The organism is Streptomyces chartreusis, from assembly GCF_008704715.1.
GTDB lineage: Bacteria > Actinomycetota > Actinomycetes > Streptomycetales > Streptomycetaceae > Streptomyces > Streptomyces chartreusis.
Window position 1 is genome coordinate 6,299,583 of record NZ_CP023689.1, and the last position, 15,920, is coordinate 6,315,502.

At 71.8% G+C, this 15,920-nt stretch carries 11 protein-coding genes and 1 pseudogene; 11 read left to right on the forward strand and 1 reads right to left on the reverse strand.

Annotation, left to right across the window (positions count from 1 at the left end):
• Positions 1 to 302: 302 nt before the first annotated feature.
• The 7 genes and pseudogenes from iolC (at position 303) to CP983_RS27740 (ending at position 8,120) form a co-directional block, all read left to right on the forward strand.
• Positions 303 to 1,253: a 5-dehydro-2-deoxygluconokinase gene (gene iolC / locus CP983_RS27710; RefSeq protein WP_150502483.1), complete on the forward strand. Its 951-nt coding sequence runs from the start codon at positions 303 to 305 to the stop codon at positions 1,251 to 1,253.
• A complete protein-coding gene (locus CP983_RS27715) occupies positions 1,250 to 2,131 on the forward strand; it encodes a Cgl0159 family (beta/alpha)8-fold protein (RefSeq protein ID WP_150502485.1) in 882 nt (293 codons plus the stop codon). Before iolC ends, CP983_RS27715 begins: the two co-directional genes overlap by 4 nt.
• 4 nt (positions 2,132 to 2,135) lie before the next feature.
• Positions 2,136 to 2,381 (forward strand): annotated as a pseudogene (locus CP983_RS27720) (5-deoxy-glucuronate isomerase); the annotation flags it as partial.
• Between the two features lie 106 nt (positions 2,382 to 2,487).
• Complete coding sequence (iolD, locus tag CP983_RS27725) at positions 2,488 to 4,371, forward strand: 3D-(3,5/4)-trihydroxycyclohexane-1,2-dione acylhydrolase (decyclizing) (RefSeq protein ID WP_150502489.1); 1,884 nt, start codon at positions 2,488 to 2,490, stop codon at positions 4,369 to 4,371.
• A gap of 14 nt (positions 4,372 to 4,385) precedes the next feature.
• The gene (gene mmsA, locus CP983_RS27730; protein ID WP_150502490.1) at positions 4,386 to 5,888 is read left to right on the forward strand and encodes a CoA-acylating methylmalonate-semialdehyde dehydrogenase; all 1,503 of its coding nucleotides are present in this window, start codon (positions 4,386 to 4,388) and stop codon (positions 5,886 to 5,888) included.
• Positions 5,889 to 6,001: 113 nt separating this feature from the next.
• Entirely contained in the window at positions 6,002 to 6,523 is a 522-nt protein-coding gene (locus CP983_RS27735) for a hypothetical protein (protein ID WP_167537769.1), read from the forward strand.
• 199 nt (positions 6,524 to 6,722) lie between these two features.
• Entirely contained in the window at positions 6,723 to 8,120 is a 1,398-nt protein-coding gene (locus CP983_RS27740) for an APC family permease (protein ID WP_125527297.1), read from the forward strand.
• Positions 8,121 to 8,133: 13 nt separating this feature from the next.
• Here the strand turns inward: CP983_RS27740 and CP983_RS27745 are convergent, their stop codons facing one another.
• On the reverse strand, positions 8,134 to 8,544 hold the full coding sequence (locus CP983_RS27745; protein ID WP_125527296.1) for a GNAT family N-acetyltransferase: 411 nt from the start codon (positions 8,542 to 8,544) through the stop codon (positions 8,134 to 8,136).
• Between the two features lie 116 nt (positions 8,545 to 8,660).
• On the opposite strand from CP983_RS27745, the gene CP983_RS27750 reads away from it, so the two are divergent.
• The 4 genes from CP983_RS27750 (at position 8,661) to CP983_RS27765 (ending at position 15,906) form a co-directional block, all read left to right on the forward strand.
• The gene (locus CP983_RS27750) at positions 8,661 to 11,312 is read left to right on the forward strand and encodes a CocE/NonD family hydrolase (protein WP_167537770.1); all 2,652 of its coding nucleotides are present in this window, start codon (positions 8,661 to 8,663) and stop codon (positions 11,310 to 11,312) included.
• On the forward strand, positions 11,309 to 12,172 hold the full coding sequence (locus CP983_RS27755; protein ID WP_093746097.1) for an ABC transporter permease: 864 nt from the start codon (positions 11,309 to 11,311) through the stop codon (positions 12,170 to 12,172). Before CP983_RS27750 ends, CP983_RS27755 begins: the two co-directional genes overlap by 4 nt.
• Positions 12,173 to 12,320: 148 nt before the next feature.
• Positions 12,321 to 13,883: a vWA domain-containing protein gene (locus CP983_RS27760; protein WP_150502494.1), complete on the forward strand. Its 1,563-nt coding sequence runs from the start codon at positions 12,321 to 12,323 to the stop codon at positions 13,881 to 13,883.
• A gap of 97 nt (positions 13,884 to 13,980) precedes the next feature.
• Positions 13,981 to 15,906 (forward strand): AMP-dependent synthetase/ligase, encoded by a 1,926-nt coding sequence (locus CP983_RS27765; RefSeq protein WP_150502496.1) that lies wholly within the window; start codon positions 13,981 to 13,983, stop codon positions 15,904 to 15,906.
• Positions 15,907 to 15,920: the final 14 nt, after the last annotated feature.

Sequence of the window (15,920 nt, forward strand, 5' to 3'; positions counted from 1 at the left end):
CGCGGGCGCAAGGGCGTGGCGCGTTGACAACCGACGGCTCGGCCGTAGTCCCGCAGCAACCCCGTCAGGGGCGCGGGGAACCGCGCGACAAGCCCCCCCCACAATCCGCACCCGCCCCCGAACCGAACCCGGCAGATGCCAAGGCGCCCGGTCACCCCGCAAGCGTATGGTTCGAATGTCTGGACAAAACATTGACAGGCCTCCCCGACCCGGGCTAGAAAGCCGGAGAGACCCGACGCGCCACGAGCACACGCGTTGGCGTCGGCACGGGTGCCGCGACACAGGGAGACCGAGGGAAGCCGATGGCGTACGACCTGATCACCATGGGGCGGATCGGAGTGGACCTCTACCCCTTGCAGACCGGCGTCCCGCTGCCGCAGGTCACCTCCTTCGGCAAGTTCCTCGGCGGCTCGGCGACGAACGTCGCGGTCGCCGCCGCCCGCCTCGGCCGCAGCACCGCCGTGATCACCCGCACCGGGGACGACCCCTTCGGCGCCTACCTCCACGAGGCGTTGAAGGGCTTCGGCGTCGACGACCGCTGGGTCACCCCGGTCCCCGGACTGCCCACCCCGGTCACCTTCTGCGAGGTCTTCCCGCCGGACGACTTCCCGCTGTACTTCTACCGCCTGCCCAAGGCCCCCGACCTGGAGATCGACGCCCACGAGCTCGACCTCGACGCCATCCGCGACGCCCGGATCTTCTGGGTCACCGGCACCGGACTGAGCGAGGAGCCCAGCCGTACCGCGACGCTCGCGGCCCTCGCCCATCGCGCCAAGGCCGGCACGACGGTCTTCGACCTGGACTGGCGCCCCATGTTCTGGAGCGACCCGGCCGCCGCCCGCCCCTTCTACAAGGAGGCGCTGCGCCACACCACCGTCGCCGTCGGCAACCTCGACGAGGTGGAGGTCGCGACCGGCGTACGCGAACCGCACGCCGCCGCCCGCGCGCTGCTGGACACGGGCGTGCAGCTCGCGGTCGTCAAGCAGGGCCCCAAGGGCGTCCTCGCCGTCAACAGCGACGGCGAGGCGGCCGAGGTCCCGCCGCTGCCCGTGAACGTCCTCAACGGCCTCGGCGCCGGCGACGCCTTCGGCGGCTCCCTCTGCCACGGCCTCCTGGAGGGCTGGGACCTGGAGCGGACCATGCGGCACGCCAACGCCGCCGGCGCCATCGTCGCCTCCCGCCTGGAGTGCTCCTCCGCGATGCCGACGCCCGACGAGATCGAGGCCGCGATCGCCGCGGGGGCCGTCAAGTGAATGTCGACATCTCCGAACTGGTCCGCCTGCGCACCCGGAGCCCGGAGGCCGTGGCCGAGGCCGCCGCGCGGCGCAGGCGCCGGCCGCTGCTCGACGACAACGGCCGCCTGATGATCGTCGCCGCCGACCACCCGGCCCGCGGCGCCCTCGGCGTCGGGGACCGCAAGCTCGCCATGGCCAACCGTGCCGACCTGCTGGAACGGCTCTGCCTGGCACTCGACCGGCCCGGCGTCGACGGCGTCCTCGCCACCGCCGACATCCTCGACGACCTGCTGCTGCTCGGCGCCCTCGACGACAAGGTCGTCATGGGCTCGATGAACCGCGGCGGCCTCCAGGGCGCGAGCTTCGAGCTCGACGACCGCTTCACCGGCCACCGCGCCGAGGACATCGAGCGGCTGCGCTTCGACGCGGGCAAGCTGCTGCTGCGCGTCGACTACGACGACCCGGGCTCCCTCACCACGCTGGAGTCCACCGCCCGCGCCATCGACGACATGGCCGCACGCCGGCTTCCCGTCTTCGTCGAGCCGTTCCTCAGCAGCCGCACCCCCGAGGGCAGGGTCAGGAACGACCTGTCCGCCGAGGCCGTCACCAAGTCCATCGCCATCGCCTCCGGACTCGGCGGCACCTCCGCCTACACCTGGCTCAAGCTCCCGGTCACCGAGAACCCCGACGACATGGCCGAGGTCATGCGGACCTCCACCCTCCCGGCCGTCCTTCTCGGCGGCGAGGTCGGTGACGACCAGGACGGGGCATATGAGAAGTGGCGGGGTGCTCTGCAACTTCCCACCGTGCGGGGCCTGGTGGTGGGACGGTCGTTGCTCTACCCGGCGGACGGGGATGTGGCCGCCGCCGTCGACACCGCCGTAGGACTGCTGTGAGGGCCTGATGACCGGCGACAGTGAATGGATCGGGCGTCCGCTGAACGGCGGATGCACCGTGGACGTCGAGAACGAGAAGTACCAACTCCCGGGCAGGGGCAGCGTATTGAGTGGAGTCTCCGACTTCGCCCACGTGCCCCGTGCCGCCCGGGCACAGATCGCCTCCGGCGCGGAAGGCCGCTTTGCTTTGGCAGGAGCGAAGTGCGAGCGAAGACTCCCCGCCCGCTACGGCCCCGCGCCGGAGGTCCCGAACGGTTTCGGTCAGCAGCGCGTATTCCCCTCGCGTGAGGGCGGATCCGTCGCCCTCGCGCAGGATCGCTGATCCGCTTCCATCCGGCACCTACGGAGGGTTACCGATGACCTCAACGACGAGGCTCACGGTCGCACAGGCACTCGTCCGCTTCCTGTCCGCCCAGTACACCGAGCGCGACGGGACGCGGCACCGCCTGATCGGCGCCACCTGGGGCATCTTCGGCCACGGCAACGTCGCCGGGATCGGCCAGGCCCTCGTCGAGTACGGCGATGTCATGCCGTACCACCAGGGCCGCAACGAACAGGCGATGGTGCACGCGGCGGTCGGCTACGCCCGCCAGTCGGGCCGGCTGTCCACCCACGCCGTCACCACCTCCATCGGCCCCGGCGCGACCAACCTCGTCACCGGCGCCGCCCTCGCGACCATCAACCACCTCCCGGTCCTGCTCCTGCCCGGCGATGTCTTCGCCGCCCGCCCCGCCGACCCGGTCCTCCAGCAGCTCGAAGTGCCGTACGCGGGCGACGTGTCCGTCAACGACTGTCTGCGCCCGGTGTCCAGGTACTTCGACCGGATCACACGTCCGGAGGCCTTGATCCCGTCCGCCCTCCAGGCCATGCGTGTGCTCACCGACCCCGTGGAGACCGGCGCCGTGACGCTGGCGCTCCCGCAGGACGTGCAGGCCGAGGCGTACGACTGGCCCGAGGAGTTCTTCGCCGAGCGCACCTGGGTGGTGCGCCGGCCGGGCGCCGACCCGACCGAACTCGCCGAGGCCGTACGGGCGATCCGCGGCGCCCGCCGTCCCCTGCTCGTCGCGGGCGGCGGCGTCCACCACAGCCGCGCCGAGGCGGCCCTCGCCGAGTTCGCCGCCGTCACCCGCATCCCCGTCGCCTCCACCCAGGCCGGCAAGGGCTCCCTGCGCTTCGACCACCCCCAGGACGTCGGCGGCGTCGGCCACACCGGCACCGCCACCGCCGACGAACTCGCCCGCACCGCCGACCTGGTGATCGGCGTCGGCACCCGCTACACCGACTTCACCACCGCCTCCGGCACCCTCTTCGCGCACCCGGACGTCCGCTTCCTCAACCTCAACATCGCGCCCTACGACGGCCACAAGCTCGCCGGGATGCCGCTGATCGCGGACGCCCGCAGCGGCCTGATGGAGCTGACCGCGGCCCTCGACATGCACGCCTACCGGGTCGGCGCCTCCTACGTCGCCGAGTACACCGAGGACAAGGAGCGCTGGGAGCAGCGCGTCGACGCCTGCTACGAGGCCGACGAGCCCGACGTACGGCCGACGCAGCCGCAGGTGCTCGGCGTCCTGGACGCGCTCGTCGACGAGTCGGACGTGATCATCAACGCGGCCGGCTCCCTCCCCGGCGACCTGCACAAACTGTGGCGGGCCCGCTCGCGCGACCAGTACCACGTGGAGTACGGCTACTCCTGCATGGGCTACGAGATCCCGGCCGCGATCGGCGTGAAGCTGGCCGCGCCCGAGCGCCACGTCTGGGCGCTGGTCGGCGACGGCACGTATCTGATGATGCCGACGGAGATCGTGACCGCCGTGCAGGAAGGTGTCGCGATCAAGGTGTTGCTGGTGCAGAACCACGGGTACGCGTCCATCGGCGGACTGTCGGAGGAGACGGGCGCCGAGCGCTTCGGCACCGCCTACCGCCACCGGGCGGCCGACGGCACCTTCACCGGTGCCCCGCTCCCCGTCGACCTGGCAGCCAACGCCGCGAGCCTGGGCATGCGGGTGCTGCGCGCGAAGACCGTCAGCGATCTTCGTGAGGCGCTCGGCGAGGCCCGTGACGCCGACACTCCCACATGTGTCTACGTCGAGACCCAAACGGCAGACACAGTGTCGGGCCCGCCGCCCGCGCAGGCCTGGTGGGATGTTCCCGTGGCCGAGACCGCGACCCGACCGTCGGCGGTCAAGGCACGTGAGCTGTACGAACGGCACGTCTCGACCCGACGCCGCCATCTGTGAAGGAGTAACCGGTCATGACGAAGATCGTCAACCACTGGATCGGCGGCAAGACCGCCGAAGGCGCGTCGGGCACGTACGGGCCGGTCACCGACCCGGCCACCGGCGCGGTCACCACGAACGTCGCCTTCGCCTCGGTCGACGAGGTGGACGCGGCGGTCGCGGCCGCCAAGGAGGCGTACCTGACCTGGGGCCAGTCCTCGCTGGCCCAGCGCACCTCGATCCTGTTCAAGTTCCGCGCCCTGCTGGACGCCCACCGCGACGAGATCGCCGAGCTGGTCACCGCCGAGCACGGCAAGGTGCACTCCGACGCCCTCGGCGAGGTCGCGCGCGGCCTGGAGATCGTCGACCTGGCGTGCGGGATCTCCGTGCAGCTGAAGGGCGAGCTGTCGACGCAGGTCGCCAGCCGCGTCGACGTGTCGTCGATCCGGCAGCCGCTGGGTGTCGTCGCGGGCATCACGCCGTTCAACTTCCCGGCGATGGTGCCGATGTGGATGTTCCCGATGGCCATCGCCTGCGGCAACACCTTCGTGCTCAAGCCGAGCGAGAAGGACCCGTCGGCGTCGATCAGGATCGCCGAGCTGCTCGCCGAGGCCGGTCTGCCGGACGGTGTCTTCAACGTCGTGCACGGCGACAAGGTGGCCGTCGACCGCCTCCTGGAGCACCCGGACGTCAAGGCGATCTCGTTCGTCGGCTCGACGCCGATCGCCCGCTACATCCACACCACCGCCTCCGCCAACCACAAGCGCGTCCAGGCGCTCGGCGGCGCCAAGAACCACATGCTGGTCCTGCCCGACGCCGACCTGGACGCGGCCGCCGACGCGGCCGTGAGCGCGGCCTACGGCTCCGCGGGCGAGCGCTGCATGGCCATCTCCGCGGTCGTCGCGGTCGGGGCGATCGGCGACGAGCTGGTGGAGAAGATCCGCGAGCGCGCCGAGAAGATCAAGATCGGCCCCGGCAACGACCCGACCTCCGAGATGGGCCCGCTGATCACCGCCGTACACCGCGACAAGGTGGCCTCCTACGTCACCGGCGCCGCGGCCGAGGGCGCCGAGGTGGTCCTCGACGGCACCGGCTACACGGTCGACGGCTTCGAGGACGGCCACTGGATCGGCATCTCGCTGCTCGACAAGGTGCCCACGTCCGCGAAGGCGTACCAGGACGAGATCTTCGGCCCCGTCCTGTGCGTGCTGCGCGCCGAGACCTACGAGGAGGGCGTGGCCCTCATCAACGCCTCGCCGTTCGGCAACGGCACCGCGATCTTCACCCGGGACGGCGGCGCGGCCCGCCGCTTCCAGCTGGAGATCGAGGCCGGCATGGTCGGCGTGAACGTCCCGATCCCGGTCCCCGTCGGCTACCACAGCTTCGGCGGCTGGAAGGACTCCCTCTTCGGCGACCACCACATCTACGGCAACGACGGCACGCACTTCTACACCCGCGGCAAGGTCGTCACCACCCGCTGGCCCGACCCGGCCGACGCCCCCACCGGCGTCGACCTGGGCTTCCCGCGCAACCACTGAGCACACCCCTCGCGTGCCCGCTGAACTGCCGGTTCCTGTTCAGCGGGCATGGTGAACGTCACTGTTCGGCAACGTGAGTCGCATGACCTGAGGCACCTGGGCAGTCTGTCCGGGTGCAGATGACAGAAGCCTTTGCGACGACCGTTGCCTCCGTGTCGTCGGCGATTCTCATCGCCGGCACGTTGGAGGCAGCCGCCTTTGGCAAGGCAGTTCAGGGCTGGACACGCACAGCGGTCGACAACTTCATGGACGAGGGCGTGGAACTGGCGGCCATGACGCCGTCGGAACGCCAGGCGGCCTCGCGGGCGTTCAAGGCCGAATGGTTGCCGAAGTACGGCCTGGGGGCCGCGAAGTCGCTCTTCTTCCTGGCGCTCGGCCTCCTGTGGGGTGTGCTCATGGTCGCGCAGGCCGTGGCGATCCTCATGTGCCTGCTCTGGCTGGCGGACCCGAAGGGGCCGAAAGACGTCGGGATCGCCAGGGCGCTGGTCGGCATCGTGGCCGCCGGTGCCGTCGTCGTCGCCGCGGTGCCGATCGTCCGCGTGGTGTACTCGCCCCTCGGTCCCCTGGCAGAGGTGTGGCTGGAGCGCAGACTCAGGCAGGCAGCTCGCCCGGTCTCCCCACCGAGCAACCACTGACACCCGGTGCCGGGGGCCGTCCGTATCGCGGACGGCCCCATTTTTTTGGATGCCCGTGCTGCGGTTCCCGCACCCGTGTAAGCCGCCCAGTATGCGGCCTTGACGCGACGTTAACGCGTGAAAGAGGGCTTCGGAGCCACGGATTCCGTAGGTGAACACCCATTGACGCGATGGTTTCCGTCGATGTTGCATCCCCCTCGTGACCGACACCCTCACCCCCGTCGAGGGCGCCGCAGTCGAGGCGTCGGACGGCCCCCAGAAGCTCAAGCGCTCCATCGGCGTGGTCGGCGGCACCCTGCTCACGCTCTCCTGCGTGACCCCCGCCTCCACCCTCTTCGTGGTCGTCCCCGACCTGTTCGGCTCGCTCGGCACCGCCACCGCCCTCACCATCGCCATCGGCTCGCTGCTCTGCATCGCCGTGGCGTTCTGCTACTCGGAGCTGGGCACCCTCATCCCCAGCGCGGGCGGCGAGTACGCGATGGTCTCCACGCTCGCCGGACGGCTCGCCGGCTGGCTCGTGTTCGTGCTCTCCCTGCTGGTCGTCATGGTCGTCCCGCCGGTGATCGCGATGGGCACCGCCGACTACCTCGCCCCGATCGTCCACCTCGACCCCGCGATGACCGGCGCCGGCGTCATGCTGCTCGCCACCCTCGCCGGCCTGCTGGACCTGCGCGCGAACGCCTGGATCACCGGCGTCTTCCTGGTCCTGGAGGTCATCGCCGCGGCCGTCGTGGCGGTGCTGGGCTTCGCCCACGCCGAGCGCGGCCCCGCGAGCCTGGTCTCGATGGAGGTGGCCGGCGCCGACGGGCATGCCGACACCGTGACGGGCCTGCTGGTCGTCTCCGGGCTCGCCATCGCCCTGTTCGTCACCCAGGGCTTCTCCACCGCCGTCTACCTCTCCGAGGAGCTGGAGAACCCGCGCCGCAACGTCGCCCGCACGGTGCTGGCCACCCTCGGCATCTCCGCCGTGATCATCCTGGTCCCGGTCGTCGCCATCACCCTCGGCGCCTCGGACCTCCAGGAGCTGACCGGCGGCGACCTCTCCGCCATGGTCACCGCCTGGTCCAACTCCGCGGTCGGCACCTTCGTCAGCCTCTGCGTGGCCCTCGCGATCATCAACGCGGGCATCGTCATGGTCATCCAGAACTCCCGCGTGCTGTACGCCTCCGCCCGCGACAAGGCCTGGCCCCGGCCGGTCAACGACGTCCTCGCCAGGCTCGGCCGCTTCGGCTCCCCGTGGGTCGCCACCCTCGCGGTCGGCGTGCCCGGCGCGGCCCTGTGCTTCGTCAACCTCGACACCCTGTACGGCGTCACGGGCGTCTCGGTGACCGGCATGTACCTGCTCGTCGCGGTCGCCGCGCTGCTCGCCCGGCGCGGCTCGCACCGGCACACCCGCGCCTGGCGGATGCCGCTGTGGCCCGCGATGCCCGTCCTGCTGATCGTGGTCCTCGGCTACATCCTCACTCAGCAGGAGACCGCGCATCTGCTGTGGACCGGCGGCATCACCGCCGCCGCCACCCTCTACTGGGCCCTGTACCTGCGCCCGCGCCGCGACACCCGCTGGCTGGTGACCCTCCCGGAGGACGCGCGGGACTGACCGGCGGCCGACCTCAGCCGAAGGCCCACGTGATCACCGAGCACGACCCGTCGTCCTTGCCACCCGCACTGCGGTACGTGGCGAGGGCGACGTCGTTGTCGGTGTCGACCAGCACCCACATCCCGTAGCACCCCAGCCGCCGGCCCAGCGCGTCGAGCCGCAGCACCAGCGCCCGCCCGATGCCCCGCCGCCGGTAGGGCCCGGCCACCCCCAGCTCGTACAGGAACATCTCGGCGCCCTTGTCGGGGTGCACGGTCTCGACGCCGCTGACGAAACCCACCGGTTCGCCGTCGACGTAGGCCACGAGGAGGTGGTGGCCCCCGGTCCCGAGGAAGCGCTCGGCCCACTCGGGGCGCACCGGGTGATCGAAAAGGTGCTCTGCGGCGGCGACTTCGGCGGGGGTCGTGGCCCGGCGGATGTCCATGTGCCTTCGTACCACGGCTGGTGTACGCGGGAGGGGGCTCGTACTTCCGTGGGAGGGGTGGCGGTTCGGCCTCCGGTAGATAACCCGCCGACAGGTTCGCCCCGTACCGTTGAACCATGGATCTTCGATTGCCCGGGCTCCGCGCGCTACGGGGGCCGCGGCGGCTGTTCGCCGCCGCGGCCGCTGTCGTCGTCATAGCCGGTGCCGGTACGTGGACTGTCGCGTCGGCCGACGACGACGCGCCCGCGGTGCGCCGCGCCGACCGGGTCATGGACATGGGCGACGGGGTGCGGGTCGACACCTCGTACTTCACGGCCGCCGAGAGCGGCCGCCGCCCCGCCGTCCTCCTCGCGCACGGCTTCGGCGGCAGCAAGGACGACGTACGGCAGCAGGCCGAGAACCTCGCCCGCGACGGATACGCCGTGCTGACCTGGTCCGCCCGCGGCTTCGGCAAGTCCACCGGCAAGGTCGGGCTGAACGATCCGAAGGGCGAGGTCGCCGACGTCTCCCGGCTGCTCGACTGGCTGGCGAAGCAGCCCCAGGTCGAGCTCGACAGGACCGGCGACCCGCGCGTCGGCATGGCGGGCGGCTCCTACGGCGGCGCGATCTCCCTGCTGGCCGCCGGCCACGACGACCGCGTGGACGCCATCGCCCCGGCGATCACCTACTGGAACCTCGCGGACGCGCTGTTCCCGAACGGCGTGTTCAAGAAGCTCTGGGCCGGCATCTTCGTCAACTCCGCGGGCGGCTGCGAGAAGTTCGAGAAGCCGGTCTGCGAGATGTACGACCGGGTCGCCGAGTCCGGCGTCCCGGACGCGCAGGCCCGCAGCATGCTCGAAGAACGCTCGCCGTCGGCCGTCGGCGACCGCATCAAGGTGCCGACCCTGCTGATGCAGGGCCAGTCCGACTCCCTCTTCCCGCTCGGCCAGGCCGACCGGGCCGCCAGGGCGATCAAGGCCAACGGCGCCCCCGTCGACGTCGACTGGATCTCCGGCGGCCACGACGGCGGCGACATGGAGACCGGCCGCATCCAGGCCCGCGTCCAGTCCTGGTTCGACCGCTACCTCAAGGACGACAAGGGCGCCGACACCGGCCCGGCCTTCCGCGTCACCCGCACCGGAGGCGTCGACTCCACCGACGGCCAGGCCCTGCTGCGGGGCGCGAGCGCCGGCTCCTACCCCGGCCTGGAGAGCGGCCCGAAGTCCTTCCGTCTCAGCGGCGGCGAGCAGAGCTTCGCCAACCCGGCCGGCGCCAGCCCGCCCGCCGTCTCCGCCCTGCCCGGACTCGGCGGCACCGGCGGCCTCTCCCAGCTGTCCTCGCTCGGCGTCGGGGTGTCCCTGGACTTCCCGGGCCAGTTCGCCGCCTTCGAGTCGGCCCCGGTCACCGGCGACCTGCGGATCACCGGCTCCCCGAAGGCGACCGTGCACGTGAAGTCGACCAGCGAGGACGCGGTGCTCTTCGCCAAGGTCTACGACGTCGGCCCCGGTGGCAGGCAGCAGGTGCTGCCGTCCCAGCTGGTCACGCCCCTGCGCGTCGAGGACGCCGAGGCCGGCAAGGACGTGACGATCACGCTCCCCGCCATCGACCACGACATCGAGAGCGGCCACCGGCTGCGCCTGGTCGTCTCCTCCACGGACCTCGGCTACGCCTCGCCCCTCTCCCCGGCGACGTACACCGTCTCCCTGAAGGGCGATCTGACGGTCCCCACGGCACCCGGCGTGGACACCGCCGCCGCCCCGCTGCCGGCCTGGGTGTGGTGGCTGCCGCTCGCGGGCGCGGGCGTCGCCCTAGCCCTGCTGCTGACCGCCCGCCGCCGCACCGCCACCCCCGCGCCCGACCCCGCGCTGGCCGAGGCCCCGCTCCAGATCACCGACCTGAGCAAGCGGTACGCCGGCTCGCAGGACCGGTACGCGGTACGGGACCTGTCGTTCCGCGTGGAGAAGGGCCAGGTCCTCGGTCTGCTCGGCCCCAACGGCGCCGGCAAGACGACGACCCTGCGCATGCTGATGGGCCTGATCAAGCCGGACGCCGGTGAGATCCGGGTCTTCGGCCACGCCATCCGCCCCGGCGCGCCCGTCCTGTCCCGGGTCGGCGCCTTCGTCGAGGGCGCGGGCTTCCTGCCGCACCTGTCGGGCCGGGAGAACCTGGAGCTGTACTGGCAGGCCACCGGCCGCCCGGCCGCGGACGCCCACCTCGACGAGGCCCTGGAGATCGCCGGTCTCGGGGACGCCCTGGCCCGTGCGGTGCGCACCTACTCCCAGGGCATGCGCCAGCGCCTGGCCATCGCGCAGGCCATGCTCGGCCTGCCGGACCTGCTGATCCTGGACGAGCCGACCAACGGCCTCGACCCGCCGCAGATCCGCGAGATGCGCCAGGTGATGATCCGTTACGCGGCGGCCGGCCGCACGGTCATCGTCTCCAGCCATCTCCTGGCGGAGGTCGAGCAGTCCTGCACCCACCTCGTGGTGATGGACCGCGGCCGCCTCGTGCAGGCCGGTCCGGTCAGCGAGATCATCGGCTCCGGTGACACGCTGCTCGTGGGCACGCCCGCGGCCGTGGAGGAGCCGGTCGTCGACAAGGTCGCCGCCCTGCCGGGCGTGGCCTCGGCCGTGCGCACCGACGACGGGCTGCTCGTCCGCCTCGACGCCGACGGCAGCGCGACGCGCCTGGTCGCCGAACTCGTCCGCCTCGAAGTGCCCGTCCAGTCGGTCGGTCCGCACCGCCGGCTGGAAGACGCCTTCCTCACCCTGATCGGAGGCTCCGCATGAGCACGCTCACCGAGCGCACCGAGGTCGCCTCCGGCTACCGGGCGGGCCGCACGCTGCCGCTGCGGGTCGAGCTGATCCGCCAGCTGAAGCGGCGCCGCACGCTGGTCATGTTCGGCATCCTGGCCGTGCTGCCGTTCGTGCTGGTCGCCGCGTTCGCGATCGGCGGCGAGCCGGACGGTGGCGGCAACCGGATCACCCTGATGGACACGGCCACCGCGTCCGGCGCCAACTTCGCCGCCGTGAACCTGTTCGTCTCCGCGGGCTTCCTGCTGGTCATCCCCGTCGCCCTGTTCTGCGGGGACACGGTCGCCTCGGAGGCCGGCTGGTCCTCCTTGCGCTATCTGCTCGCGGCGCCCGTGCCCCGGGCCCGGCTGCTGTGGTCCAAGCTCGTGGTGGGCCTCGGGCTCAGCCTGGCGGCGATGATCCTGCTCCCCGTGGTCGCGCTGGCCGTCGGCACGGCCGCCTACGGCTGGGGCCCTCTCCAGATCCCCACCGGCGGCTCGATCGACACGGGCACGGCCGCGCAGCGCCTGGTGGTGATAGTGGCGTTCATCTTCGTGTCCCAACTGGTCACCGCGGGACTTGCGTTCTGGCTGTCGACCAAGACGGACGCCGCGCTCGGCGCGGTCGGCGGAGCGGTCGGCCTGACCATCGTCGGCAACGTCCTGGACGCGGTGACCGCGCTCGGCGACTGGCGGCACTTCCTGCCCGCGCACTGGCAGTTCGCCTGGGCGGACGCCGTACAGCCCACTCCCGAGTGGTCCGGCATGATCCAGGGCGCGGCGATTTCCATAACGTACGCCCTGGTGCTGTTCGCGCTGGCCTTCCGCGGTTTCGCCCGCAAGGACGTCGTGTCCTAGGTCAACGGAAGATCACCCACCGGTCTCGACAGGCGTCCCCCGTGCCTCATTCGAGACTCATCCGCAACGCTCCGTAGCGCACGTTCCGGCCCCCTGGCCCGTCACAGTCACAGAAAGTCGACGTCAACGGACCCAGGGGGCACGGAAGATGGAGCGTCACCGAATACGAGACCTGCGGGGCACCCTCCTCGCGCTGACCGCGGCGGCCGGTCTGCTGCTCACCGGCTGCGGCGCGGGCGACGGCGACAACTCCTCCGCGGACAACAGCAGCTACCCCACCGGCCGCCCGGCCCCCGCCCCCGGCTACACCGACGGCGGCAGCACCGGCGGCACGGGCGAGCAGAAGAACGGCGACGACTCCGAGTCCCGGGAGTTCGCGCCGGCCCCCGACTACCTCTCCACCTTCGCCCTGGACGTCGACACCGCCTCCTACGGCTACGCCCGCCGCACCCTCGCCGACGGCCATCTGCCCGACCCCACGACGGTCCGCCCCGAGGAGTTCGTCAACAGCTTCCGCCAGGACTACGACCGTCCCGACGGCAACGGCTTCTCGGTGAGCGTCGACGGAGCCCGCACCGACCGCGAGGACTGGTCCCTGGTCCGCGTGGGCCTGGCCACCCGGCCGGCCGCCGACCGCGGCGAGCGCCCGCCGGCGGCGCTGACCTTCGTCATCGACATCTCCGGCTCCATGGCCGAGCCCGGCCGCCTCGACCTCGCCAAGGAGTCCCTCGGCGTGATGACGGACCGGCTGCGCGACGACGACTCGGTCGCGATCGTCACCTTCAGCGACGAGGCGGAGCGGGTGCTGCCGATGACGCGCCTGGGCGACAACCGGGACGAGATCCACGACGCGATCGACAGCCTGGAACCCACGGACTCCACCAACCTCGGCGCGGGCGTGGAGACGGGCTACGAAACGGCGGAGGACGGCCTGCGCGAGGGCGCCACCAACCGAGTCGTCCTGGTCTCCGACGCACTGGCCAACACGGGCGACACCGACGCGGACACCATCCTCGAACGCATCGCGTCCGAACGCCGCGAACACGGCATCACCCTCTTCGGCGTGGGCGTCGGCAGCGACTACGGCGACGCCCTGATGGAGCGCCTCGCCGACAAGGGCGACGGGCACACGGCCTACGTCTCCTCCTCCGAGGACGGCCGCGAGGTCTTCTGCGAGGACCTGCCGCGCAACATCGACCTCACCGCCCGTGACGCCAAGGCGCAGATCGCCTTCGACCCGTCGACTGTCTCCGAGTTCCGGCTCATCGGCTACGACAACCGGCAGGTCGCCGACGAGGACTTCCGCGACGACAGCGTCGACGGCGGCGAGGTCGGTCCCGGCCACACGGTGACGGCCCTGTACGCCGTCCGCACCAAGCCCGGGACCGAGGGGCACCTCGCCACGGCGAGCGTCCGCTGGCTGGACCCGAGCACGCGGGCTCCGCACGAGGAGTCCGGGCGGCTGGAGAGCGGGTCCCTGAAGGACTCGGTCTGGAGCGCGAGCCCGCGCTTCCAGGTCACGGCCACGGCCGCGTACTTCGCCGACGCGCTGCGGCTCGGGGACGACCGCTGGAGCGCCCTGCCCGGCTCGGCGCACCTCGGCGAACTGGCCGAGCGCGCCGACGGGTTGGCGAGCAGGACGGAGGACAAGGACGTACGCGGCCTGGCCGACGCCATCCATCAGGCGAGCAGGCTGACGGGGCGGGACTAGGCGGGCCGCGGCCCCGGGCGGTGTCACAAGCATTGACCTTCGGCTACGCGTGAGTAAGTTGACTCCCCGGTAAGTCCGACGGGCACCGGGAGCCGACATGGGCGTACGCAAGGACCTGAAGCGGGCGAAGCGGCGGGGCGACCTGATGGCGCGGGCCACGGTCGAGGTCGTCAAGGACGAGCGGGGAGTCGTCCGCGAGGCCCGCACGCCGCCGCTCACGCCGCCGGCCGCCGGGACCACCGCCGATCTCCCGTACGTCAATGCCGCCGAGGAGCCCGACGCCGTCGTCCTGCGGCGCAGGCAGGGCGGTGACCCGACCTGGCGTCCCGTCACCGCCGCCGCCTTCGCCCGCGAGGTCACCGCCGTGGCCAAGGGGCTGATCGCCGCCGGGCTCGAACCCGGCGGCCGGGTCGCCGTGATGTCGCGCACCCGCTACGAGTGGACGGTCCTGGACTTCGCGATCTGGGCCGCCGGCGGGCAGACGGTCCCGATCTACGCCACCTCCTCCGCCGACCAGGTCGAGTGGATCGTCCGCGACTCGGGCGTACGCCACGTCGTCACGGAGACGAAGGAGAACACCGAGACGGTCGCGGCGGGCACCGCGGGGCACGAACAGCGGCCCCGGATCTGGCAGTTGGACGGTGAGGACGCCCTCGGCGCGCTCACCGGCCTCGGACGGAACCTGCCCGACGACGAGATCACCGAGCGCCGCGGGGCCCTCACCCCGGACACCATCGCGACCGTCTGCTACACCTCCGGCACCACCGGCAGGCCCAAGGGCTGCGTCCTCACCCACGCCAACCTCCACGCCGAGGCCGCCAACACGGTCGAGCTGCTGCATCCGATCTTCAAGGAGGTCACCCGTCAGACCGCCTCGACCCTGCTGTTCCTGCCCCTCGCGCACATCCTCGGCCGCAGCCTCCAGATCGCCTGTCTGATGGCCCGCATCGAGATCGGCCACTGCCCGAGCATCAAGCCCGACGAACTCCGCCCGGCGCTGAAGGAGTTCCGCCCCACCTTCCTCGTCGGCGTCCCGTACCTCTTCGAGAAGATCCACGACACCGGCCGCGCCACCGCCGAGAAGATGGGCCGCGCCGCCTCCTTCGACCGCGCCGACCGCGTCGCCGTCCGCTTCGGCGAGGCCTACCTCGACAAGTTCCTCGGCACGGGCAAGGGCCCCGGTCCCGGCCTCTACGCCGCCTGGGCCCTGTACGACCTGCTGGTCTACCGCCGCGTCCGCAAGGAGCTCGGCGGCCGCATGAGCTACGCCATCAGCGGCGGCTCCCCGCTGGACCGCAACCTCAACCTGTTCTTCTACGCCGCCGGCATCATCGTGTACGAGGGCTACGGCCTGACCGAGACGACGGCCGCCGCCACCATCGTCCCGCCGCTGAAGCCCCGCCCCGGCACCGTCGGCCGGCCCGTCCCCGGCACCGCGGTCCGGATCGCCGACGACGGGGAGGTCCTCATCAAGGGCGGCATCGTCTTCGGCTCGTACTGGAACAACCCGGACGCCACCGACGCCGTGCTCCGGGACGACTGGTTCGCCACCGGCGACCTCGGCGCCCTCGACGAGGACGGCTACCTCACCATCACCGGCCGCAAGAAGGACATCCTCGTCACCTCCGGCGGCAAGAACGTCTCCCCGGCCGTCCTGGAGGACCGCCTGCGCAGCCGCTCACCGGTCGGGCAGTGCCTCGTCGTCGGCGACAACCGGCCCTTCGTCGGCGCCCTTATCACCCTCGACCCGGAGGCCCTCACGCACTGGCTCGCCGTACGCAAAATGCCCGCGGACACCCCGCCGGCCGAGGTGATCCGGGACCCGCGGATGCGCGCCGACGTCCAAAGGGCCGTCGACTACGCCAACGAGGCCGTCTCCCGGGCCGAGTCGATCCGCGCGTTCGTCCTGGTCGAGGGCGAGTTCAACGAGGAAAACGGCATGCTCACCCCGTCCCTGAAGGTGAAACGGCACGCGGCGACCAAGGCGTACGCCGACGAGATAGAGACGCTGTACGGCAGCTGACGGCCCGTTCGGCC

What these genes read in the sequence shown, in the direction of transcription:
- iolC (WP_150502483.1), top strand. Translation starts at nt 303, where the DNA reads ATGGCGTACGACCTGATCACCATGGGGCGGATCGGAGTGGACCTCTAC.
- iolD (WP_150502489.1), top strand. Translation starts at nt 2,488, where the DNA reads ATGACCTCAACGACGAGGCTCACGGTCGCACAGGCACTCGTCCGCTTC.
- mmsA (WP_150502490.1), top strand. Translation starts at nt 4,386, where the DNA reads ATGACGAAGATCGTCAACCACTGGATCGGCGGCAAGACCGCCGAAGGC.
- CP983_RS27745 (WP_125527296.1), bottom strand. Translation starts at nt 8,544, where the DNA reads ATGGACATCCGCCGGGCCACGACCCCCGCCGAAGTCGCCGCCGCAGAG.
- CP983_RS27750 (WP_167537770.1), top strand. Translation starts at nt 8,661, where the DNA reads ATGGATCTTCGATTGCCCGGGCTCCGCGCGCTACGGGGGCCGCGGCGG.
- CP983_RS27755 (WP_093746097.1), top strand. Translation starts at nt 11,309, where the DNA reads ATGAGCACGCTCACCGAGCGCACCGAGGTCGCCTCCGGCTACCGGGCG.
- CP983_RS27760 (WP_150502494.1), top strand. Translation starts at nt 12,321, where the DNA reads ATGGAGCGTCACCGAATACGAGACCTGCGGGGCACCCTCCTCGCGCTG.
- CP983_RS27765 (WP_150502496.1), top strand. Translation starts at nt 13,981, where the DNA reads ATGGGCGTACGCAAGGACCTGAAGCGGGCGAAGCGGCGGGGCGACCTG.